We start from the raw sequence: 19,144 nt of genomic DNA, 5'->3' as shown, positions 1-19,144 counted from the left end.
GGGTTGCAGCCATTCATCGGTTTTATCGCCGGCGATGGTACACCCCTGACGGTCACGAAAACCGACGAGATATGGCGGGTCGGTGAGAATGAAATCGACAGCATTATCCGGAAAGCCGGACATGATATGGACGCAATTACCCTGGATAAATCGGGACATGGTAGTTCTCCTTTCTCAAATGCGGCGCCAGTTACGCCGTGCCGATACGACAGCCGGGCGAAAAGCGGAGAATGCAGGGGCGGTGCCGCAAGCCGCAGCGCAGTGAAAAAGCCCACGCTGGCTGGACGGTTTGACGGCGAAAATTGAGACGGAAAACGACGGGAAGACAGCGGGTAAAGCCTTTGAAATAAACTGCGACCGGGTGAGGACACCGGCAGAGCGAACCCTTGCATTCGCAGCGGCCCGGCTACAGTAGCGGCACGGCGTTCACAGCAGAGCGATATGAATGAGGAGCGCAGCGACATCGTATTTTCATCGTTGCTGTCCACAATTTCGGTGGGCAATCCTGTGTATAAAATGAGGGTATTCCGCGCAGGTCGCTACCAGCACGGATGACAGCGCGCCTGACAAAACGGTCATCTTTTAACCACACTACGCAGACTTCACTTTTTCTGGTGTGGTATGTTGATGCTGAATGTACACAACCGGAGCGGAGAAAGATGGACAGAGAAATGCTGGCAGAGTGGCTGCGGGATATTGCCCGACATATAGAAGAGGAAAGTCCACTGATTCGTGATGTCAGTGTGGATGATGCCCTTTCAGAGGAGGGGCTGGCCAGAAAGATCATCACTATCACGTTCAATGCGCCTGGTCGTGCCCCACAGCCTGAAGAAGATGTTAGCAGCATCCCCCGACACTAAAACAGCATTAAGATGTTAGCCTCGAAAATTGAGTAATTGCCTGATCAAGAGACAGGAGAAGAGCAAGACTCCGCTGTACGGGTAACTCGACATGATGCAAACGCTGAATACCCGAGTATTGCATATATAATTCGCGGGTATTCCATTCATTTACAGATACGTTATTCGTTTTCTTCAGCTTCCTTTTCATCATCACGTCTGAGGCGAGCTACGCTGCGTTCCACCGTGCTGAGGGGATTGTATACCCCTCTAACTGCAGCTGTTCTGGTACTTGCTGTATGGGCGCTATACTGCCGATCAAAATCCAGAACTATTCCGCACTTCTCTGCCTGCATTCTGACAAAGCCTCTGATCATGTTTTCCCTGAACCGAAACCATCCTGGCCGGACACCATCCTTCCCGACAAGCGCATGGCACAGAATAGATCCGTGATTCTCTTTACGAAGCCGAGCAAAACGACTGTCGAAGTTTTTCTGCGTCAGAGGTTCAATGTCGAGGTACTTCATCACCTGGATATAGGAGGTAATGATGTGGTCTTTCATTCTGTTGAGGTCTGCACCTTCAGCCATCGCCCAAAGAATGTGATGCATATGCTCATCTCGGCAGGTAGCTGCCTCATAACATGATCTGAGCGTTTCCTCAGCAGACAATACAGCTGCATCGAGCGAAGCTAGAAATAGATCACGTGTAACTGTGCTAACGACTTCATCTGCCATGTAACACTCATGAAGGAGCTTGCTGCACATGAGATGGACATAGTAGGGAAATCCATCACTCAACGCGCATATACGGTCTGCGATATCATCAGGGATATTAATATCAAAATATCTAAATGCACTTTCAACGATACGCTGACGACCTGTCCAGTGCAGACGTTCAAGATCAACCTGCTCAATCTGTCTCTGACTGGACAGATGTCCGCCAATCAAATCAGATACCGACTGCCCAATCCCGGTGAAGATGATACGAACGGGTACATCCCCATCGCTTAACTGCTTGAGCAAAACACCAAAGCGGGCACGCTGCTCCTCGCTACGGATCAGGTCAAATTCATCAATAACAATAACCGTGTTATCCGAATAGCGTTCCGTCAGATAGTTCAGGGCTTCAACAGCACTGGCCATATTAACGACTGAACGAACGCGAGAAGTTTCACGCTCTTCAACACGGGCTTCGGCTTTTAAAACAGGAATATTGAGACCAAAAGTTGCAGGCGTTTTGTACCGGTCTACCGGCATGCGCATCATTCCTTGGCTAATAACCGATTCGATGACTGTTTCCAGGGTCGAGTCATGGTCACAACTGACGGTAATAGGACGGTTATCCGAAGACTGGATAAGCGAAGCGGCTGTGTGGGCGAGGGAGGTTTTACCTACTCCGCGATCGCCATAAATGAACACATGTCGGCCCGGTGAATGAAGTGCCAGTTGTATCGTCTCCAACTGCTTATCCCGCCCAAAAAGCTTTTCAGGTGTACGCACTGGCACACTGAGAGTAAGCACTTCATTGAGCCGGGTGGCAAAAGTTGGTAAATCGCAACCTGCAATAGCCATGTCCATTCACTCCGAGAAGATGATTTAGGGGCTATTATACTGATTTCCTGAAAGCGAGTGCATGGCAACGCAGTGTAAATGGAGAAAGTAAATTACATAAGTTGGAACAGATGAGATACATGGATATTCATGTCTGGGAAAAGTGTGGTTTGCTGGAAGGGGTAGCGTCTGAATGGCATATAAAACGGGAGATGCTTTCGCCTGCCTATACAACTCGCTGGTCTGAACTGCCAATAGCGAAATTATGAGTCACGAAGAGGTTGAAAAGCGTGGTGATTTCAGTGTGAAAGAATTTTCAATTTTCCTTTATAATCAAACAAATAACCATGAAATTGACGTGGTGAAAAACATACAAAAAAGGATGCTCTTCGGCATCCTTATCCCTTACTCACCTGATTCTGGAAGTCTTTCCAGAATACGTTTTATTGCCTTATCAATCTCCGACTGTGCCTCAGCGGAAATACGGGAAAACTCATAAACAACAAGTCGCTTCTTTGGATCAGTTTTCTTTCTGGCAAACTGATTACGATCTGAAAATTCTCTCAGCTTCTCTGTTTGAACCGTTCTAGTTGGGAGGGCTGTCAGCAATTTGCTCTCCGACCGGATAACCGCAAGAATTTTGCTTTTATCAATTGCCGGATAATCTGGCATGGTCTTCAACCGATGCTGAACTTTTTCCATCAGCTCTGTTACCGATGTTTGCTTGTTGTTTGCTTCTTCGGCCAGTTTCAGTAAAAACTGATAATCCGACAACGAAATATCATTTATCACCGGGAACACTGCAACCATTTCGTCTGGCACTGCTGCGGCCTGAAACGCACGTGTCACTTTCGCCGGAGAGAGATTTTCTTTCAACGCAATATCTTCTTTCGTCATGCTGGTTCCGTAGGTAACTTCGAGTCGCTTCCCCAGCTCGCGAAGACTATGTTCTCTGGCAGTCTGGATATCTTTCGCCAACTGCCGTGCATCGGCGAGTGAGATATCATCTTTTGTTACCAGAATTTCGAATTTAACGTTATTAAAGATGCAGGCAGCACGACGTCGGGTTCCATCTAATATCTCAATTAGTCCATTAACCTCCCGACCAATAGCCGGAAAGAACTGCTGCAGCTTTATCGTCCGGGAAATATCACTGACGGACTCGCGCGTAAGCATTGTCTGATCACGTCCATTAACCGAAGCATCAACGAACGTTTTTGATTCAACTTCTCCGCTTAACACAACTGTTTTGACAAACCTAGCCTGCACGCCTGATTTAAGGGTAAATGTTTTAACATCACCGTCGCCTTCGAGCATTCTAGCGAACTCTGAATTACTATTTCCCAGAACCCGACCACGAGCTATAACCTGTTTCATTTTGACGCTCCCCTGATATATTCAATTCGGTCAAATACGGCCTTAGTAAACCGTTCAGCTTCAGTACGTGCCTTTTTCAATGCCTCTGCACTTCCCGGGTACGAAACAGGGTTAGCACTAATGATGGTGTCAAAAGACTCACCACATCGTTCGAATCCGTCCAACCTCGGGAGCGATGAGTCTAGGATGTTACTCGCATACACCTCACGAGCCAGACTATGGGACGTTTCGTGATCGCGCTTACTGGTCATTTTTGACATAAATCCAATACTTGCACTCAGGCGTGGCTCTACACCTTCTTCTTCAAGACGCTCAAGCATTTCTGGCAAACGAGTCAGATACTTAAGGGTTGAATGGAAATCAACCTGTGCCGGAGGGGTAGGGGTCAAAAGCAAATCACTCGCAGCTAAGCCATTCAGAAGGAATGGATCAAGATGAGGGCCAGTATCAATAAAGACAAAATCATAATCACCAGCGATACGGTCAATGATTGTTTTTCTGAGAACTTCAGAAGGTTTAAGACCAGGTAAATGTTCTGCTACCAGAGACTCCCACTGGCTCGCCACGAAACCATCATCAATAGAAGCAGGTATAACATCAACACCTGGAATAATAGTCGGCCGTATAACCGCTTCTCGCAACGTTTCAGCATCCAGATCATTCAGCATTGCCTGAGCGGCGGTTTCAAGGACTGTGCCGATGCTGTGGGTGTGATCCAGAAACATGGTGCTGGATGCCTGCGGGTCGAGGTCTATAACCAAAATACGAAGATCATGGCGAAGCAAATCCTGATGTACACGTAATGCATGTGCCAGCGTTACTGTACTGACTGTTTTTGATACCCCACCTTTTAGGTTGACGACAAAAATTACGTAAGGTGCTTTATGAATATCACGGTACTTAGGTATCTGTCGGTGAGCATATATATCAATAACGTTCTGAATTGTTAGTGCATATTGCTCGACGTTGCCAACCTGCTTTTTATTAAATTCATAGCCGCTTTCTTCCATTTCTTTAACGGCCAGCTCTACGATGCGTCGGCTCAGCTTAGGCAATTTTGCGACCGCATTACGAGTATATGTTTGATGATATTCTGTCAGATTGAATTCTTTTCTTTGTTCCTCAATATCCCGACTCATTGCCTGAAGTAGAGCACTTGCTCTGAGCGCTATGGTACCGACACTACCGTAATCTCGTTTCATAGTTTCCCCTGAGATAGATTCCCTGCCCATATATTGCCTATAAAGTTCAATCACATTGTACATGCACACAAAAAATGTACAACATATTTTGTATTGTCATTAAATTATTGTACGTAGCCAACCATCATTCACATCAAACCGCGCAGTTAGACATCGTTTCTGAGCAGGCGAGGGGGTGGAGGGTATGGTGGTAACAAGTAATCACTACACAGCTAGGACATTCAGGTCATTCTGTCCAGAGACTGTTGCGACAAGACCAAATATAGACTATATTTAAACCTCTTTGTTATGTGAGGTTGTTATGAAAATTGAAACCATTAGCTATGTGAAAAAAAACGCAGCGTCACTCGATCTGGAAGAACCAATTCTTGTTACTCAAAATGGGGTTCCGGCATATGTTATTGAGTCATACGACGCGCAACAGGAGCGACAGAACGCGATTGCACTACTGAAGTTGCTGACGCTTTCAGAGCAAGATAAGGCAGACGGCAATATTTTCAGTAAAGAACAACTACTGGCGGGTCTGTAATGGCGATTGTTATTCAGTACACCAGAACTGTCAAAACCTGCATTGATGATATTGCGAGCCACTTACGTCATATCGAGTCAGAACCAAAGGAAGTGATCAGCGGCATCATTGAGCACTTCGAAAAACGAGTCAGTGATTTTCCACTTGGGTGTCAGGTCTGCCCGGAGTTACTCAAGATAGGTTGTGCTAAATATCGTGAGTGCAACACCCCTGACGGCTACAGAGTATTGTACTCAGTGGAGGATAATGTAATAACAGCACACGCAATACTATCCCACAGGCAGGATATACAAAACCTTCTCTTTAAACGCCTAATTAGAATTTGACCAGAAACGAAAACCGTGAGTCTGTTCAGAGCTTGCATCTGAGGCGAAGGGTTGGATAAGCCCTACGGGCGCGTCAGCCTGTCACATTCGGGTATGCTCCAGCAGTACCGACTTCCGTCTACTCTTCCCACCAGTTGTGACCAGATAAGAGATACCTTCAAATGCATAACCACTTAAATGTCACCAGAACATCTCGTCATTTCGTTATAGCTGTAGTACCAGTGTCTTGGCGCAGATATATCAGGGCCATCTAACTGAAGATTAAACAGAAAGGAGGGGACAGAACCACCCCGGAACTGCCCCTGAAGGAATTGCAATTCCATTCTCCACCAATGTTAGCATTTTTTGCCTGTGATACTATGACCGGGTCATTTTTCAGAGCATGGACTGATGAAAAAGAAAAATACTACGCCAACTCCCCACGATGCGACATTCCGCCAGTTTCTGTCACAACCAGACATTGCCAGGGATTTTATGGAACTGCATCTGCCGACAGAGCTGCGTGCCATCTGCGATCTGAGCACGCTGAAACTGGAATCAGGCTCGTTCGTTGAGGATGATCTCCGGCAGTATTTCAGCGACGTTTTCTACAGCCTGAAAACTACAGCAGGTGACGGGTACATACATGTCCTCGTGGAACACCAGTCAACGCCGGACAAACATATGGCTTTCCGCCTGATACGCTATGCGGTGGCCGCCATGCAGCGACACCTGGAGGCAGGGCATAAAAAACTGCCACTGGTGATACCGGTGCTATTCTATACGGGTAAGCGCAGCCCGTATCCGTACTCCACCCGCTGGCTGGATGAGTTTGACGATCCGGCGCTGGCAGGCAAACTCTACAGCAGCGCTTTCCCGCTGGTAGACGTTACGGTCATTCCGGATGATCAAATCGCTGACCATCGCAGTATGGCCGCACTAACTTTACTGCAAAAGCATATTCACCAGCGGGACCTGGCAGAACTGGTTGACCGGCTGGCGCCCATCTTGCTGGCCGGATATCTGTCTTCATCACAGGTAATATCGCTGGTACACTATATAGTGCAGGCAGGCGAAACATCGGACGCCGAAGCCTTTGTACGCGAACTGGCACAGCGTGTGCCGCAACACGGAGACGCACTTATGACCATCGCACAACAGCTTGAACAAAAAGGCATCGAGAAGGGGATTCAGCTCGGTGAACAACGCGGCATTGAAAAAGGCGAGCGCGAAGCCACCCTTAAAATTGCCCGTACCATGCTGCAGAACGGTATTGACCGCAATACCGTCATGAAAATGACCGGTCTGACTGAAAACGATCTGGCCCAGATTCGTCACTAATCCCCCTATCCTGACACTCCCTGTCCGACCATTAGCGAATACTGGTCGGGCAGGGAGGCACCAGACTCAGGCTCTGCCTGCCAACCACAGCGATTAAACAGCTTCATTACCTCCGCTACGTTCCCCGTCAGACGCGCAGTCAGGGGACTTATATGTCGGCCGCTGCCGTCAAAAGTGACATAAAGGTTGGCCCTAAATGCCATTGACGCCCGCACTGAGCGGCAGGGCATTCCGGCCGGACCATTTCCATTAGGCAATGTGCAGCCAAAAAGTAAGTAGTGCTCGCCGCAGCCATGTGACCGAGCAACGCGAGCGAACTGGCGAGGAAGCGCAAGAGCGAGGGTGTTACAGAAGGCAATTACGCGCAGGAACTGAACACTTAGACAATTATGGGAAATACCCCTAGTTTGGAGATATCCAGTTATCCACCGGATATTTTTAAAAGCATTTTTACTCTTTTTAATTCCTTTTTATCCATTTTATCCCTTTTAGAAACCCGCCAGACCACGCCAGCCGCACTTCTCAAGGTACCAGTATGGGAAACGCCTAAAGTTCTTCTGGGAAACACCACGGGTTACTATGGGAAATACCCCTAGTTTATCTGCAGTTCATATACCTGTTGATAACTTACTAATTCTTCTTGTGACTTTCGGTGCCTCATGCCAGTATGTGGGGGATTCAAAAACACCCACACGGTGAAGGCAATGACCACGGAAACCCTTAAAAAACCTGTCAATATCAGTCAGTCCAATGAGCTGACTGAGGCCGCTTACTATTTGCCTCTGCAGGCAAAACGTGTGCTGTGGCTTTGCCTGATGCAGTGCTACCCGATGAAGGATGATCCCGATTCTGTCTCTCCGATATTCACCGTTACTGTGGCGGATTATCAGAAGTTTTTTAAGGTCAGCGTGGATACTGCCTCTACTGACGTTAAAAAAGGTGTGACCGCACTGGCGGGCAGTAGCGTGGTTTTTTACCCTAAAGAAGGGGAGTTTGAAGAGGTGAAACGCCCCTGGCTGGCTGAAGCAGGCCTGAAAAAAGGGCGAGGGAAATGGCAAATAGAGTTCAACTACAAGGTAATGCCGTACCTGATGGGACTGACTAGCCAGTTCACAACATACTCCTTGTACGACTGTGGAAAAATTAACAGTGTACGGGTTATCCGCCTCTATGAAAGCCTTTGCCAGTACCGTTCAAGCGGCGTTTGGATCACTACTCAGGATTGGCTGTCTGAACGTTTCATGCTCCCGGAATCACAACGCAGTAACTTTGCTGAGATGAAACGCACCTTCATCAATCCAGCCCTGAAGAAAATCAACGCCAATACGCCTCTTAAAGCCGCGATGACACAGAATGACGACGGCCGACTAGTATTCACTATCCTGGATTCAAAAAGCTAACTTGGGGTATTTCCCATATCAGCCCTGCCGACTGCTAAACTCTAGGTCATTCCCATAAACTGAACCTGGGGTATTTCCCATAATCATCCTTGGATCAGTTGTTTCATCAACGCAACCGCATCTGATTCCGGCATAGCAAACTGCACCCGATGACGTGCTGCGAGATCGAGCGCAAAAACCTTCGTGTAGACCTCCGTTGAGCTCACTGACTTGTGCCCCATCAGGCTCTGCAGTACCTTCAGCGGAATTCCGGCATACAGCATGTGCATGGCATAGCTGTGACGGAATGTGTGCGGTGTCACCGGCACAGAGAACGTCACCCCGTCGGCCGCCGCAGCCTCCACCGCTTCATTAAGCCAGGTGCGAGCGGTCCGGTCGGTGATCTCCCAGATGCGCGCCTTCTCGGTTCTGCCGCTACGTTTGTTACGTCGTTCAAGAGGTATTTTCAGCGTGGCCACCATCATCTCCAGCTGACCGACATAGTTCGCATCGGAAAGCGGAACCAGGCGATGCGCCTGACTGCCGGCAGGCGAGCGGCCGGCCGTTCGTGCCGCTTTCTCCGCCCGCTGCTTGAGTGTGGCCAGCTGCACGAACGGGTAGGGCGGCGCCAGAGAAAAATCACTCCGGGTCAGCGCCAGCGCCTCGTTAATGCGCGCGCCGGTGTTCCAGAGGGTTGCCAGCAACATCTTGCGGTGCAGATCGGGTACATAGTGGAGCAGGGCACTCACTTCCGGCGCCAGCAGATATTTCGGCAGTTCGTCCTGAACGAGCGCCATCTGGCGCAGGGCCAGTGCGGCAGGGTAGTCGATGGCCACCGGCAGCTGCGTGGCCGAAAAAGAAACGCCCTGGCCTGGGATTGCCGGCATCATTGCTTGTTGTCCCTGTCGGACAGGTATTGCTCTGTAAGTCGTGCCAGTGCTTTCTGCGCGTAATCTTCGCCCGGGAGCACACTGATTTCTCCCCGGCGTTCCATCTCGGCGCCGATGGCGCTGAGGGTCGTCGCTACCGTCAGCAGCTGGCGCAGCTGCAGGGCGTGCCCGCATGCGGAACGGATGCGATCGGCAAAATCATCCTCATCGCGGGAATATGTTCCGGGTGCCGGCCGTTCCCGGCCATCCTTTTCTGACTGCAGCTGCTGGCACAGCGTCAGCAGTTCAATGATCTCTTCTGCCGCACGGGCAGCCACTAGGTCATGGTTCATTCCGGCTTATCCTAATTTGCCAAACAGCTGAGGCAGTTCATCAAACAACATCACATGACGGGTGCGCTTTCCCTTGAAAATACGCCTCATCATTGGCGTGAAATCCGCAGGCTCCCAGCCATAGGGCCACGTATAGAAGATTCCGGCTTTCAGCGTGTTATCCGGTCGCCCTGGGCCAGCGACGATACGTCTGACCTCCCTGCTCAGCGCCTCACCGCGCAGGCCGTACTGGCCCAGGTAACGACGCAGCCGCGTTCTCGGCATCCGCGGATCGGATTTCACATAAGCATTAGTATCCATAAACTGCGTAACGTTGATGATATTACTGCCGTACTTTCGCATGGTGCTGAAAGCGGTGGCCATCACGTCTGTTTCTGTCTCTGGTTCGCCATCGGTTCTGTTCATCTCGTTTCCTGTTTACTGGCTAAAGGGTTGTTGTGTGGACCGCTCGGTTAAGCTGATGCGGTGCCTTCCCGCAACGACCTGAAGGCCTGCAGGGCGTCAGCCCTGGAGAGCAGCTCAATACAGTCCCCGCGCTGCGGGTCTATCTCTTCGTCAGTGGCCTCGTTATACCGCATACGCAGCCGCCATCCCGTCACGGGAGGCGCGTTCTGTATGGCCAGCACCATCCCTTCCGGCGACAGCAGTTCACGGAGGGTGTAGCAGGCGCCAATCCGGGTCGAGTCCCGCAGCCACATCACGGGATACTCACTGGCCAGCTGGTCGTACACACATTCCGGCGTATGGAAGTAATTCCCGTCCGCCCTGCATAAATCACACATAACCCTTCCTTTACTGAGAAATACCGCCTTCTATTTCTTTTGATTAGCTGCAGCAGCTTTTACGATGGCGTTTATCGCCTTTTCTATCGAAAACGGTCTCAGCTCACCGTTGCTCAGCTGGACCTTGTAGCAGGGATGCGATACCCAGCGGCCATTGGTAAAACGAGGTTCATTCTGAACCGTGAAATGTTTAATCAGGCGGCCCTTCAGTTCCCATCCCGGACAACTGTCGCAATAGAGGGTGAACAGTTCTTTCAGCTCCTCAAAATAGTCACCTTCTGAAATGATACCTGCAGCCTTCACATCTGTACGTTGATTCATGTAGTGGCTGATAGCTGCAGTTTTGGATTCATATTCCTTCTGACCAATCTTCACCGGTACTGCACGTCCCATCCTGATCTCCTTTCTGGTTTGCTGGCAAATAGTCACTCAGAGTAATTATGACGTGCAGCATAATCGGCTAAGCACAACCCTGAGTCTGTCACCCGGATGATTTTTCCCTGCCGTCATCATTTTCAGGATGATAATAAGCAGACATATAGCCACGCTGTTAAATTACCGGATGACCGTTTCCGGCAGATCCGATTTTCTGGCGTATCACAACTTTCCGGAAGTGTACCACGGTCAGGGAATAAACAAAGCGGCAATATCGGCCGCCGGGCAGCAGGTCACAATCAGGGGGCAGAATACAACATATAGCGTCATCGTCAGCTGATAAGGACACTACATGTTGTGTGGCGGGGCCGGCGAGCAGCCGGTGACGATCGGCAGATCCGGAACTAGCTTTTTTCGGATCTGCGCGTAAAAAGAGAGAAAACGCATAGGTGGAACATATCCATATGCCAGGCATCTGCATATGCATGACATACGCATATACTCACCATCTGCATATGCTGCATCTATACATATGCCGCACATCTGCCTATACTGAGCATATGCATAAAGGCCGGTCGGCCAGGAGGAAATAATGAGAACCGTATCTATTTTCAAGAATGGCAATAACCGCGCCATCCGTCTGCCCCGGGATCTGGATTTTGAGGGGGTGAGCGAGCTGGAGATCGTCCGGGAAGGGGACAGCATCATCCTGCGCCCCGTCCGGCCGACCTGGGGCTCGTTCGCTCAGCTCGAAAGAGCTGACCCGGACTTTATGGCAGAGCGCGAGGACGTTGTCAGCGACGAAGGACGCTTTGAGCTATGAAACAGCCACGCACCAGAACCTATATGCTTGACACCTGTATCTGCTCGTTCATCATGCGCGAGCAGCCGGCAGCCGTACTGAAGCGCCTTGAGCAGGCGGTGCTTCGCGGCCAACGTATCGTGGTCTCGGCCATCACCTATTCCGAGATGCGCTTCGGCGCCACCGGCCCGAAGGCCTCACCGCGTCACGTGCATCTGGTCGACGCGTTCTGCGCGCGCCTCGATGCCATTCTGCCCTGGGACCGGGCCGCGGTGGATGCGACCACCGAGATCAAGGTGGCGCTGCGCCTCGCCGGCACGCCGATCGGCCCGAACGACACGGCAATTGCCGGGCATGCCATTGCGGCCGGCGCCGTGCTGGTGACGAACAATACAAGAGAGTTTGAGCGGGTGCCGGGGCTGACACTGGAAGACTGGGTTAAATGAAAAAGGACAACGCGGTGAACGATGACGTCTATGGTGCATTGCATTATGCCGATGGAGTACGCCGGACCGAAGAAGCGCTCCACATTATCCGCACCACCATGCCCGATCCCACCGTTGACCTGTTCACGGACGGTTATCTGCAGGGCGTGCTTTTTCACTGGCGTCTGCTGGCGACTGAAGCCGGGCTGCCCGCCGGCATAATCGATACCGAATACCGCCGGCTGCTGCAGCTTGCCGGCCATACCTGATCCGGCGTCAGAGGTCGATTCAGGCGTATGACGGATCGGGTTATCGTCTCCCTCATGGCATTCATACGTACTGCTGAACGGAAAGGACCGTTTCGCTTTCTGTCCGGACACAGCGCCGGCACGACGGTACCGGAACATACCGTGCTCAGGTTTCCACCACGCAGGAGGGGCACATTATTTATCTGTCAGGCAGCCTGCCATATCCGGAGGCAACGACCGGGACAGCAGACTGCCTGCGCTGGCTGAGCTTAGCTGGCGGGCGAGCAGATCACTGTCAGCCAGCCATTCAGCGTTGTGCTCATGATCCTTCTCTGACACCTTGTCGTTCTTTTTCTTTTCTTTCTCCGATTCAGAACAAAGTTTATTGTATTCTGATATTTCTGCCTGCACCTGTGCTTCGGTGACCGAAGAATCCGGCGATAATGCATCTGTCAGCATGGCTAATAACTTAGAAAGTTGTTTCATCGCCGCCGGACTGATGCCTATCATCATCATTAACGACATGTACATCTTAAGCTTGGCCATAGGGTCGGTAACCGGATCATTATTTTTTTTCGGTGTAATCGAACGTGGAGCCAGCACAAAGCCGGAAATATTCATTTTGGCTTTTGAATTATTGTTAACCATTATCGTCTGATTATTTTTATTTCCTGAATACAGGTTTATCCTTGTGTCGGGAGAAGTCCTGGTATATCCCGCACCATTCAAAACAGTTCTGATCACTGGTGGCCTCCACTAATAATTAACGTTCAGATAAGGCGACACGCGCCCCCCCCGAACTTAAATCAGACGGTATAAAAATTTCGTATACTCATAATATTAAAAAAAGAAGAAAGAGGCGTTCATTATCACTGTTCAGACTGAATAATACCTGTGCGTTATTATTAGACTTACTTCCAGCGGCCTGCCTCTCGAATAATAGAAAAAGACTGGTTTAATAGAAAACAACACATCGCTCACAAAATAGAACAATAGCGCCCTTACAGGGCGAGCGTCACGGCTCTGCCGTTCCGATGGTGTTCATACCCGGCTCACGGTTTTATACTCTGCGGTATGTTAATTTCCGAAGGATATCTCCAGCATGCCGCGCAACAAATCTCCGCGAAAACGTAAACAGCACAAACCCGGAAAACCCGGCAGGTCTCCTGCTGACGGGCGTATCCCGTACCGACGCTACCCGAAACGCTTCATGGTCTCCGCACCTCCTGAGCACGGCCATGAGACCCCGCATGAGTTCTTTTATGACAGTCCCGAAGAAGCCATACAGCACTGCGTCCGCCTTGGGCCTCAGTTTTTTCTCGACACGCTGGGCTATCCGCCCCTTGTCACAGTTATCCGGGGTTTTGAGCAACATCCCGGTGATGCAGAGAGGGCCGGATACGACTGTACCGATGGCGCAATGACCGAAAGCCTACCCGCGGATCGGTTCATGACCTGTACAGAGCTGGGGATAATGCCGGTGTCCTTCACCCCATGGGACAAAACCACCGACAACTGGGCTGACAGACCCGATGAACTCGACTGCGGCTGCGACTGCGACTGCGACTGCGACTGCGACTGCGACTGCGGGCAGTATGTCGATTTTAGTTTTACCGGCAAGATACCCGGACTGTAATACCCCGGATGTATATCCCGTGTCCCGCAAAATTGCTGTTCACCGTCGATGAGGGCTGGAACAGGTTTCTCGAAAAATTCGGCGACAGCGTCACTCCCTGGACCCGCCTCTGCGTCGAGCGCATGCTCGCCTGCGGAACCACTGAGATGGGCGTTCGTCGCTACTGCTGCGCATCTGCAGACTGCACCCACAGCCGTTTTTTCTGTCAGAGCTGCAAGTCAAAAGCCTGCAGCGCCTGCGGCTTCAAAGCCACGGAGCAGTGGGTGGCCCAGCAGAGCCACATCCTTCCCGACTGCGACTGGCAGCATATCACCTTTACCATGCCCCACCTGCTCTGGCCCTTCTTTAACAACAACTGGTCTCTGCTCAATGCCCTGTTCCGCGCCGCCACCCGGGCCATGTTACGGTGGGCCCGCAAACAGGGCGTGGAGGTCGGTATCTGCTGCGCCCTGCATACGTACGGCAGACAGCTAAACCAGCATCCGCACATCCACCTCTCCGTCACCCGCGGCGGACTGACCGTGAAGCACGGTGTCTGGCGAGACATTTTCTTTAAAAAGCACGCCGTGGAGGAAATCTGGCGCGGGGCGGTCACCCGCCTGCTGCGCCACAGTTATAACCTGATAAATCCTGGCAACCTGCCGGGGCTGGGGCATATCCGCGACAAAAAACAGTGGGGCCGCTATCTGGAAGCGCAGTACGGGCGCCGCTGGAAGGTTCACTTCGCGAAGAAAACCCGGGATGCCTGGCGGAGCGTCAAATATCTGGGCCGGTAACTGAAGCGACCACCGGTGTCGGCGGCGAAGCTGAGGCACTACAGCGGCGGTGCCGTGGTGCACAACTATTACGACCACCGGACGCAGCAGTACCGGCAGCAGACGCTGACGCAGGAGGAGATGATCGGGCGCTATATCAGTCATATCCCGGAGAAACATTTTAAGATGGTGCGTTACTACGGTTTTTTGTCAAACCGTAAACGGGGGGAGTTGTTGCCAAAAGTCTATGAAGCCCTGGAGATGGAGGCGCGGAAAAAACCGGAGCAGCCGGGCTTCGCCGCGCTGATGAAGGCGTTCCTGCGCACGGATCCGTACAAATGCATCCTGTGCGGTAACCGGCTGCGCTTCAGCAGTGCGCAGGCCGGCAGGCACGCCGCGGAGTTAGTAGAAGAAAGGCTGCATAATATCGACCGGAAACGATGGCTTCTGGCACAGACTACGGGATAAGTGCGTCTGAAAAACAGCTTTCAGGTTAGAAACTCGCCGAAAACAGCATTTTATGACCATAACGTTCTCGATGGCCCATCATTACTGCATTGTTGACACTGCTGTTCATGGTCAGGAAATTTTTAAAACGATGATTCAGTTTCCTAACCATCAAGGATGAGAGCTTAATAGCTACAAGAACTTCTGCGCATATGTTTAAGTGCTTTCATTTAATAGAAGATAGGGATTGTATTATTTGAATAAAATCGCGAACCAATACGTTGTCAATATCACTCCTGAATATATAGTTTAATGGCGAGTGCATGAGTTTTTTTGCTATTAGTGGGCGATAGACTACACCGGGCATATTGATGTTTTCAGCCCACTGGGTAGTGATACAAGAACCATATCCTCCGGAAACCAGCAACAAACTGGTCATTATATCTTCACAATAATTGGAAATATTCAGCCTGACATTTTCAGAATGAAAAGCATCATATACTTTTTGAGCCATTCCTGCCAGTGAAGAGACAGGGTAGAGAATCATCGGCTCATCAGCCAGATCTGTTAGATTAATCTGTGGCTGCATACTGAGTTTATTATCAGCACTTACTGCCACAAGATATTTCTCGTCCTTAATTGTACCTATATCAATACCGCTTTGACTCACTGCAAAGCGGCAAAACCCAATATCAATTTCGCCATTCCTTAGAGCCTCAATTTGTTTTTCTTTAGAAAGATTCTTGAGACGAACATTAACGTAAGGTTTTAACTTACGTAGTATTTTAAGATAATCAGGTAGATGATTGATTACCCCCCAGCTAAAAATCCCAATCACCAGTTCACCAGAACATCCTTGAGCTCTAAGCTGCACGCGACTGGCAACCCCCTCCACCAACGTAATAATTTTATCTGCTTCGTTAAGCAGAGCTTTACCGGCTTCCGTCAACTCGACCTTACGTGTGCTGCGTTTAAAAAGCGGAGTGTTGAGGCTACGCTCCAGTTGCTGTATCTGGCGGGTGAGCGGAGGTTGCGTCATATTGAGTTTTTTAGCTGCACGTCGGTAACTGAGCTCGGTGGCAACATAAACAAATATTCTGAGCTGATGTATCTCCATATCCCCTACCATTGATAGCAAACCAGTATCAATTCTATCATACAAAGCAATTTTCATAGTATTCATTATACAATACCCTGTAAACCATCCACTCAGACAACAAGTGAGGCAGTAGTGAAAATCATTGGTATCGAGGAACACTGGATCTCTGAAGAGTTTAAAAAATATTATCCCCATACTGGTAGTGCAGGCTGTGATGCTGATATCAATATTCTGACCAATATTGGCCAACAGAGAATAGATATAATGGATCAGTATGGCATTGATATGCAGGTACTTGGGCATGGAATGTATCCGGCTACTGAAGTTACTGTAGCTCAGGTTATTAAAACTAACAATCAGGCTGCATCCGCAATAGATAAATATCCTGACAGATTTGCTGCATTTGCAGCCTTACCGTTCACGAACATCACTGATGCCACAAATGAGCTGGCAAGAACAGTGACCCAGTTTGGCTTTAAAGGCACGATGATCAACGGCACTGTGAACGGTAAATTCCTTGATCATCCTGACTTTTTTCCATTGTTAGCGAAAGCAGAAGAACTTGGAGTCCCAATTTATTTGCATCCGGCTTATCCAGCTGAGGATATCAGTAAACATTATTACGAAGGGGGGTTCAGTGAGCTGGTTTCATTCACTCTGGGTTCCACTACTGCGGGCTGGCATTGGGAAACTGGCTTACATGTATTGAGAATGATTGTTTCCGGCATTTTTGATAAATTTCCCCGACTGCAAATTATTATTGGCCATCTTGGAGAGTTGATCCCTTTTTACTGGGAACGTATAAAATACTGGCTGGAACCTCGAGTAGAAAATCTGAAAAAACCCGTCACAGAATATTTTAAAACAAATTTACATATAACTACTAGTGGATATACAACACTGCCACCTTTTGAGCTAGCACTCAAAACCTTTGGCCTGGAGCGGTTGATATTTTCTGTTGATTATCCTTTTAATCCACTGGCCCCAGCAATATCATTTTTGAATAATTTACCTCTGACAGATAACCAGAAAGCACAGATCGCAGGGCAGAATGTTTTGCGACTTCTGAGAATCTAATTCTAGAAAGATGGTGAGATTTTTCGTTCGCTCTTAATTTTTTTGCGTTATAAGTTTGTGTAACGCCTCTCAAAACTGAATGGTTGCACTTGATACCATCACTGCTATTTTTCTAACAGGGACCAAGAACTTGATGAAAAGATGTTTTTCGCTGACTATAGCGGCACTGGCATGTCTGGTGGCCCACGTACAGGCTTCTGATAAACTTGCAGGTAATGAGTTACTTGCTGTGCAAAAAGGAGGGGTGCCCGATAAAGTCTATACCCTGCATAAGCCAACGCTGCGAATAGCCACCTATAATATCGGTAAGAACGAAGCCGCCGATAATGTAACTAATTTTACGGCGCTTAATTCAACGATTAAGAAAATTAACGCTGACATTATTGCGATACCGGAAGTGGATAACAAAACCCAGCGTAGTCAGAAAATCGATCAGTTAAAAACTATTGCCGATGCTAATAAAATGCATTACGTGTTTGGTAAGGCACTGGATTTTGACGACGGCGAATATGGTCTGGGGCTGCTGTCAAAATATAAAATTCTGCATTCACAGGTGGTTAAGTTACCATCGGGCAATGCCGAACAGCGCGTAGCCCTACTGGTGCAAATCGAGGTTCCGGGTTTTGATTCTGCACCGATAATCATGGTTACGCATCTCGACTGGCAAAAAGATCCCATAATTCGTACCGAACAGGCTCGTTACCTGTTAGATCTGAGTATCGGTGATGCGCCTTCTGATTTTAAGGATATTGCCTCTGCCATCAAGATCCTGGCCGGTGATTTCAATTCCACGCGCGAAGAACAGCCGGTAAAAGAGATCGGTTATTTCTTTAATGAAGTCTCAATACCGGGGACTGATACCCGCAGTTGGCCGGCAGTCAATCCCGCGATTGATATCGACCATATTTTTACCTTCAAAGGGCAAAAATGGGACACGAAAAATCTCGAAATTCCGCATAATTCTCCAGAGTTTAACTGGTCGGCGGCCAGTGATCATCTACCGGTTATTGCCGAGATTGAACTCACAGAACAGTAAAATAAAACAGGGCTTTCCTGACGGAAGCCCTGTTTCTGTTGGTTGGCTGAACAGTAGCGCCCTTACAGGGCTAGCGTCACCGCGTTGCGGTTCCGGTGCCTTTTATGTGGCAACAAATGCGACAGCAGTTGCTCGTTGATCTTCACCCCTTTACGCTTCAGGGCATCGACCGCTCTTTTCATATAGACTGTACTCCATAGGGATATGGCAGCTGTCAGGAGCGTCAGTCCACTGGCGCGATAGCTCTGATTTTCCGGTTTTCGGTCCCTAATTTCACCCAGGCGGTGCAGGAATACCGCACGCGCCAGCACGCTACGGGCTTCTCCTTTATTCAGTCCCGCCTGTACCCGCCGACGAAGTGCCGGATCGCGGAACCAGCCGAGCGTAAAGAGAGTTCGTTCAATACGGCCAATTTCTCTCAATGCTTTGGCAAGTCCGTTTTGCTTGGGGTAGCTGGCAAGCTTTTTCAGCATCAGGGATGCCGTCACGGTTCCCTGCTTTATTGAAGTGGCCAGACGCAGTACTTCACGCCAGTGAATTTCGATCTCTTTCAGATTCAGGCTGGTTGTTGATATCAGTGTCTGAAGCGCCGGGTACTGGTCTGCTTTCCCTTTGATAAACAGCTTCTTGTCGAGTACGTTTTGGTAAACACCAGGTGGCCGACTACGCTGAATCCCGCATTTTTCCAGGCGGCCATAAAGCGATCGACGCGGTT

General features: G+C 49.6%; 21 protein-coding genes and 6 pseudogenes. 13 read left to right on the top strand and 14 right to left on the bottom strand.

The annotated features are described in order from the left end of the window. Window positions 1-159 (bottom strand): annotated as a pseudogene (locus GJV78_RS21055) (DNA methylase); the annotation flags it as partial. A 500-nt stretch (window positions 160-659) separates the two neighbouring features. Here GJV78_RS21055 and GJV78_RS21050 point away from each other — a divergent pair. Next, window positions 660-860 (top strand): hypothetical protein, encoded by a 201-nt coding sequence (locus tag GJV78_RS21050; protein ID WP_002211750.1) that lies wholly within the window; start codon window positions 660-662, stop codon window positions 858-860. 161 nt (window positions 861-1,021) lie between these two features. Here GJV78_RS21050 and GJV78_RS21045 read toward each other — a convergent pair whose 3' ends face one another. After that, window positions 1,022-2,413, bottom strand: coding sequence for an ATP-binding protein (locus tag GJV78_RS21045; RefSeq protein WP_032667771.1), 1,392 nt, complete (start codon window positions 2,411-2,413; stop codon window positions 1,022-1,024). 127 nt (window positions 2,414-2,540) lie between these two features. Between GJV78_RS21045 and GJV78_RS21040 the strand changes: the two are divergent. Continuing rightward, window positions 2,541-2,661: pseudogene (locus tag GJV78_RS21040) on the top strand (DUF4113 domain-containing protein); the annotation flags it as partial. A gap of 136 nt (window positions 2,662-2,797) precedes the next feature. Here the strand turns inward: GJV78_RS21040 and GJV78_RS21035 are convergent. Together GJV78_RS21035 and GJV78_RS21030 are read right to left on the bottom strand one after the other, a co-directional pair. Then, window positions 2,798-3,769 (bottom strand): ParB family protein, encoded by a 972-nt coding sequence (locus tag GJV78_RS21035; protein ID WP_002215070.1) that lies wholly within the window; start codon window positions 3,767-3,769, stop codon window positions 2,798-2,800. Beyond that, on the bottom strand, window positions 3,766-4,971 hold the full coding sequence (locus GJV78_RS21030) for an AAA family ATPase (protein WP_002211752.1): 1,206 nt from the start codon (window positions 4,969-4,971) through the stop codon (window positions 3,766-3,768). Before GJV78_RS21030 ends, GJV78_RS21035 begins: the two co-directional genes overlap by 4 nt. 301 nt (window positions 4,972-5,272) lie before the next feature. Here GJV78_RS21030 and GJV78_RS21025 point away from each other — a divergent pair, with 301 nt between their 5' ends. The 3 genes from GJV78_RS21025 to GJV78_RS21015 all read left to right on the top strand — a co-directional run bounded on the left by GJV78_RS21025 (window position 5,273) and on the right by GJV78_RS21015 (window position 7,146). Further along, window positions 5,273-5,500 (top strand): type II toxin-antitoxin system Phd/YefM family antitoxin, encoded by a 228-nt coding sequence (locus tag GJV78_RS21025; protein ID WP_002211753.1) that lies wholly within the window; start codon window positions 5,273-5,275, stop codon window positions 5,498-5,500. Next, complete coding sequence (locus GJV78_RS21020) at window positions 5,500-5,826, top strand: type II toxin-antitoxin system RelE/ParE family toxin (RefSeq protein WP_002215068.1); 327 nt, start codon at window positions 5,500-5,502, stop codon at window positions 5,824-5,826. The genes GJV78_RS21025 and GJV78_RS21020 overlap by 1 nt, the downstream gene beginning before the upstream one ends. Window positions 5,827-6,216: 390 nt before the next feature. After that, window positions 6,217-7,146 carry an Rpn family recombination-promoting nuclease/putative transposase gene (locus GJV78_RS21015; protein ID WP_017694193.1) on the top strand — a complete coding sequence of 310 codons (930 nt, stop codon included), beginning with the start codon at window positions 6,217-6,219 and terminating at the stop codon, window positions 7,144-7,146. Window positions 7,147-7,151: 5 nt separating this feature from the next. On the opposite strand, the pseudogene GJV78_RS23805 reads toward GJV78_RS21015, so the two are convergent. Continuing rightward, window positions 7,152-7,392: pseudogene (locus GJV78_RS23805) on the bottom strand (DUF2913 family protein); the annotation flags it as partial. A 458-nt stretch (window positions 7,393-7,850) separates the two neighbouring features. Here GJV78_RS23805 and GJV78_RS21005 point away from each other — a divergent pair. After that, entirely contained in the window at window positions 7,851-8,546 is a 696-nt protein-coding gene (locus tag GJV78_RS21005) for a replication initiation protein (RefSeq protein WP_017694192.1), read from the top strand. Window positions 8,547-8,629: 83 nt separating this feature from the next. Here GJV78_RS21005 and GJV78_RS21000 read toward each other — a convergent pair whose 3' ends face one another. From GJV78_RS21000 to GJV78_RS20980, 5 genes are read right to left on the bottom strand one after another with little or no spacing between them, the layout of a single operon-like run. Beyond that, window positions 8,630-9,415 carry a site-specific integrase gene (locus GJV78_RS21000; protein WP_017694191.1) on the bottom strand — a complete coding sequence of 262 codons (786 nt, stop codon included), beginning with the start codon at window positions 9,413-9,415 and terminating at the stop codon, window positions 8,630-8,632. Next, on the bottom strand, window positions 9,412-9,747 hold the full coding sequence (locus GJV78_RS20995; protein WP_017694190.1) for a hypothetical protein: 336 nt from the start codon (window positions 9,745-9,747) through the stop codon (window positions 9,412-9,414). Before GJV78_RS20995 ends, GJV78_RS21000 begins: the two co-directional genes overlap by 4 nt. A gap of 6 nt (window positions 9,748-9,753) precedes the next feature. Next, complete coding sequence (locus tag GJV78_RS20990) at window positions 9,754-10,152, bottom strand: hypothetical protein (RefSeq protein WP_017694189.1); 399 nt, start codon at window positions 10,150-10,152, stop codon at window positions 9,754-9,756. A 47-nt stretch (window positions 10,153-10,199) separates the two neighbouring features. After that, window positions 10,200-10,529 (bottom strand): hypothetical protein, encoded by a 330-nt coding sequence (locus GJV78_RS20985; protein ID WP_017694188.1) that lies wholly within the window; start codon window positions 10,527-10,529, stop codon window positions 10,200-10,202. A gap of 30 nt (window positions 10,530-10,559) precedes the next feature. Continuing rightward, window positions 10,560-10,922: a hypothetical protein gene (locus GJV78_RS20980; RefSeq protein ID WP_017694187.1), complete on the bottom strand. Its 363-nt coding sequence runs from the start codon at window positions 10,920-10,922 to the stop codon at window positions 10,560-10,562. Between the two features lie 574 nt (window positions 10,923-11,496). On the opposite strand from GJV78_RS20980, the gene vapB reads away from it, so the two are divergent. From vapB to GJV78_RS20965, 3 genes are read left to right on the top strand one after another with little or no spacing between them, the layout of a single operon-like run. Beyond that, window positions 11,497-11,727 (top strand): type II toxin-antitoxin system VapB family antitoxin, encoded by a 231-nt coding sequence (vapB, locus tag GJV78_RS20975; RefSeq protein ID WP_017694186.1) that lies wholly within the window; start codon window positions 11,497-11,499, stop codon window positions 11,725-11,727. After that, a complete protein-coding gene (locus GJV78_RS20970; RefSeq protein ID WP_017694185.1) occupies window positions 11,724-12,152 on the top strand; it encodes a type II toxin-antitoxin system VapC family toxin in 429 nt (142 codons plus the stop codon). The genes vapB and GJV78_RS20970 overlap by 4 nt, the downstream gene beginning before the upstream one ends. After that, window positions 12,149-12,400 carry a hypothetical protein gene (locus tag GJV78_RS20965; protein ID WP_017694184.1) on the top strand — a complete coding sequence of 84 codons (252 nt, stop codon included), beginning with the start codon at window positions 12,149-12,151 and terminating at the stop codon, window positions 12,398-12,400. The genes GJV78_RS20970 and GJV78_RS20965 overlap by 4 nt, the downstream gene beginning before the upstream one ends. Before the next feature lie 174 nt (window positions 12,401-12,574). On the opposite strand, the gene GJV78_RS20960 is transcribed toward GJV78_RS20965, so the two are convergent. After that, window positions 12,575-13,123 carry a hypothetical protein gene (locus GJV78_RS20960; RefSeq protein ID WP_232726294.1) on the bottom strand — a complete coding sequence of 183 codons (549 nt, stop codon included), beginning with the start codon at window positions 13,121-13,123 and terminating at the stop codon, window positions 12,575-12,577. Window positions 13,124-13,829: 706 nt separating this feature from the next. On the opposite strand from GJV78_RS20960, the gene GJV78_RS23800 reads away from it, so the two are divergent. Together GJV78_RS23800 and GJV78_RS20950 are read left to right on the top strand one after the other, a co-directional pair. Continuing rightward, a complete protein-coding gene (locus tag GJV78_RS23800; RefSeq protein WP_230979199.1) occupies window positions 13,830-14,015 on the top strand; it encodes a hypothetical protein in 186 nt (61 codons plus the stop codon). Window positions 14,016-14,023: 8 nt separating this feature from the next. After that, window positions 14,024-15,238: pseudogene (locus tag GJV78_RS20950) on the top strand (IS91 family transposase). Window positions 15,239-15,443: 205 nt separating this feature from the next. Here GJV78_RS20950 and GJV78_RS20945 read toward each other — a convergent pair. Beyond that, the gene (locus GJV78_RS20945) at window positions 15,444-16,400 is read right to left on the bottom strand and encodes a LysR family transcriptional regulator (RefSeq protein WP_020480534.1); all 957 of its coding nucleotides are present in this window, start codon (window positions 16,398-16,400) and stop codon (window positions 15,444-15,446) included. A 48-nt stretch (window positions 16,401-16,448) separates the two neighbouring features. Between GJV78_RS20945 and GJV78_RS20940 the strand changes: the two genes are divergently transcribed. Both GJV78_RS20940 and GJV78_RS20935 read left to right on the top strand, forming a co-directional pair. Continuing rightward, complete coding sequence (locus GJV78_RS20940) at window positions 16,449-17,393, top strand: amidohydrolase family protein (RefSeq protein ID WP_020480533.1); 945 nt, start codon at window positions 16,449-16,451, stop codon at window positions 17,391-17,393. Window positions 17,394-17,526: 133 nt separating this feature from the next. Next, window positions 17,527-18,429, top strand: a complete 903-nt coding sequence (locus GJV78_RS20935) for an endonuclease/exonuclease/phosphatase family protein (RefSeq protein WP_017694177.1) — start codon at window positions 17,527-17,529, stop codon at window positions 18,427-18,429. Window positions 18,430-18,536: 107 nt separating this feature from the next. Here GJV78_RS20935 and GJV78_RS20930 read toward each other — a convergent pair. Together GJV78_RS20930 and GJV78_RS20925 are read right to left on the bottom strand one after the other, a co-directional pair. Further along, window positions 18,537-19,061: pseudogene (locus tag GJV78_RS20930) on the bottom strand (Tn3 family transposase); the annotation flags it as partial. Continuing rightward, window positions 19,052-19,144, bottom strand: a pseudogene (locus tag GJV78_RS20925) (DNA methyltransferase); the annotation flags it as partial. The pseudogenes GJV78_RS20930 and GJV78_RS20925, both read right to left, overlap by 10 nt.

Origin of the sequence: Intestinirhabdus alba, assembly GCF_009711095.1 — a bacterium.
Classification (GTDB): domain Bacteria; phylum Pseudomonadota; class Gammaproteobacteria; order Enterobacterales; family Enterobacteriaceae; genus Intestinirhabdus; species Intestinirhabdus alba.
The sequence above is the reverse complement of the archived record's forward strand: the minus strand, read 5'-3'. Positions and strand labels throughout refer to the sequence as shown.

Excerpts from the sequence above, each read along its gene's own strand:
- GJV78_RS21050 (WP_002211750.1), top strand. The coding sequence starts at position 660 with ATGGACAGAGAAATGCTGGCAGAGTGGCTGCGGGATATTGCCCGACAT.
- GJV78_RS21045 (WP_032667771.1), bottom strand. The coding sequence starts at position 2,413 with ATGGCTATTGCAGGTTGCGATTTACCAACTTTTGCCACCCGGCTCAAT.
- GJV78_RS21035 (WP_002215070.1), bottom strand. The coding sequence starts at position 3,769 with ATGAAACAGGTTATAGCTCGTGGTCGGGTTCTGGGAAATAGTAATTCA.
- GJV78_RS21030 (WP_002211752.1), bottom strand. The coding sequence starts at position 4,971 with ATGAAACGAGATTACGGTAGTGTCGGTACCATAGCGCTCAGAGCAAGT.
- GJV78_RS21025 (WP_002211753.1), top strand. The coding sequence starts at position 5,273 with ATGAAAATTGAAACCATTAGCTATGTGAAAAAAAACGCAGCGTCACTC.
- GJV78_RS21020 (WP_002215068.1), top strand. The coding sequence starts at position 5,500 with ATGGCGATTGTTATTCAGTACACCAGAACTGTCAAAACCTGCATTGAT.
- GJV78_RS21015 (WP_017694193.1), top strand. The coding sequence starts at position 6,217 with ATGAAAAAGAAAAATACTACGCCAACTCCCCACGATGCGACATTCCGC.
- GJV78_RS21005 (WP_017694192.1), top strand. The coding sequence starts at position 7,851 with ATGACCACGGAAACCCTTAAAAAACCTGTCAATATCAGTCAGTCCAAT.
- GJV78_RS21000 (WP_017694191.1), bottom strand. The coding sequence starts at position 9,415 with ATGATGCCGGCAATCCCAGGCCAGGGCGTTTCTTTTTCGGCCACGCAG.
- GJV78_RS20995 (WP_017694190.1), bottom strand. The coding sequence starts at position 9,747 with ATGAACCATGACCTAGTGGCTGCCCGTGCGGCAGAAGAGATCATTGAA.
- GJV78_RS20990 (WP_017694189.1), bottom strand. The coding sequence starts at position 10,152 with ATGAACAGAACCGATGGCGAACCAGAGACAGAAACAGACGTGATGGCC.
- GJV78_RS20985 (WP_017694188.1), bottom strand. The coding sequence starts at position 10,529 with ATGTGTGATTTATGCAGGGCGGACGGGAATTACTTCCATACGCCGGAA.
- GJV78_RS20980 (WP_017694187.1), bottom strand. The coding sequence starts at position 10,922 with ATGGGACGTGCAGTACCGGTGAAGATTGGTCAGAAGGAATATGAATCC.
- vapB (WP_017694186.1), top strand. The coding sequence starts at position 11,497 with ATGAGAACCGTATCTATTTTCAAGAATGGCAATAACCGCGCCATCCGT.
- GJV78_RS20970 (WP_017694185.1), top strand. The coding sequence starts at position 11,724 with ATGAAACAGCCACGCACCAGAACCTATATGCTTGACACCTGTATCTGC.
- GJV78_RS20965 (WP_017694184.1), top strand. The coding sequence starts at position 12,149 with ATGAAAAAGGACAACGCGGTGAACGATGACGTCTATGGTGCATTGCAT.
- GJV78_RS23800 (WP_230979199.1), top strand. The coding sequence starts at position 13,830 with ATGACCTGTACAGAGCTGGGGATAATGCCGGTGTCCTTCACCCCATGG.
- GJV78_RS20945 (WP_020480534.1), bottom strand. The coding sequence starts at position 16,400 with ATGAATACTATGAAAATTGCTTTGTATGATAGAATTGATACTGGTTTG.
- GJV78_RS20935 (WP_017694177.1), top strand. The coding sequence starts at position 17,527 with ATGAAAAGATGTTTTTCGCTGACTATAGCGGCACTGGCATGTCTGGTG.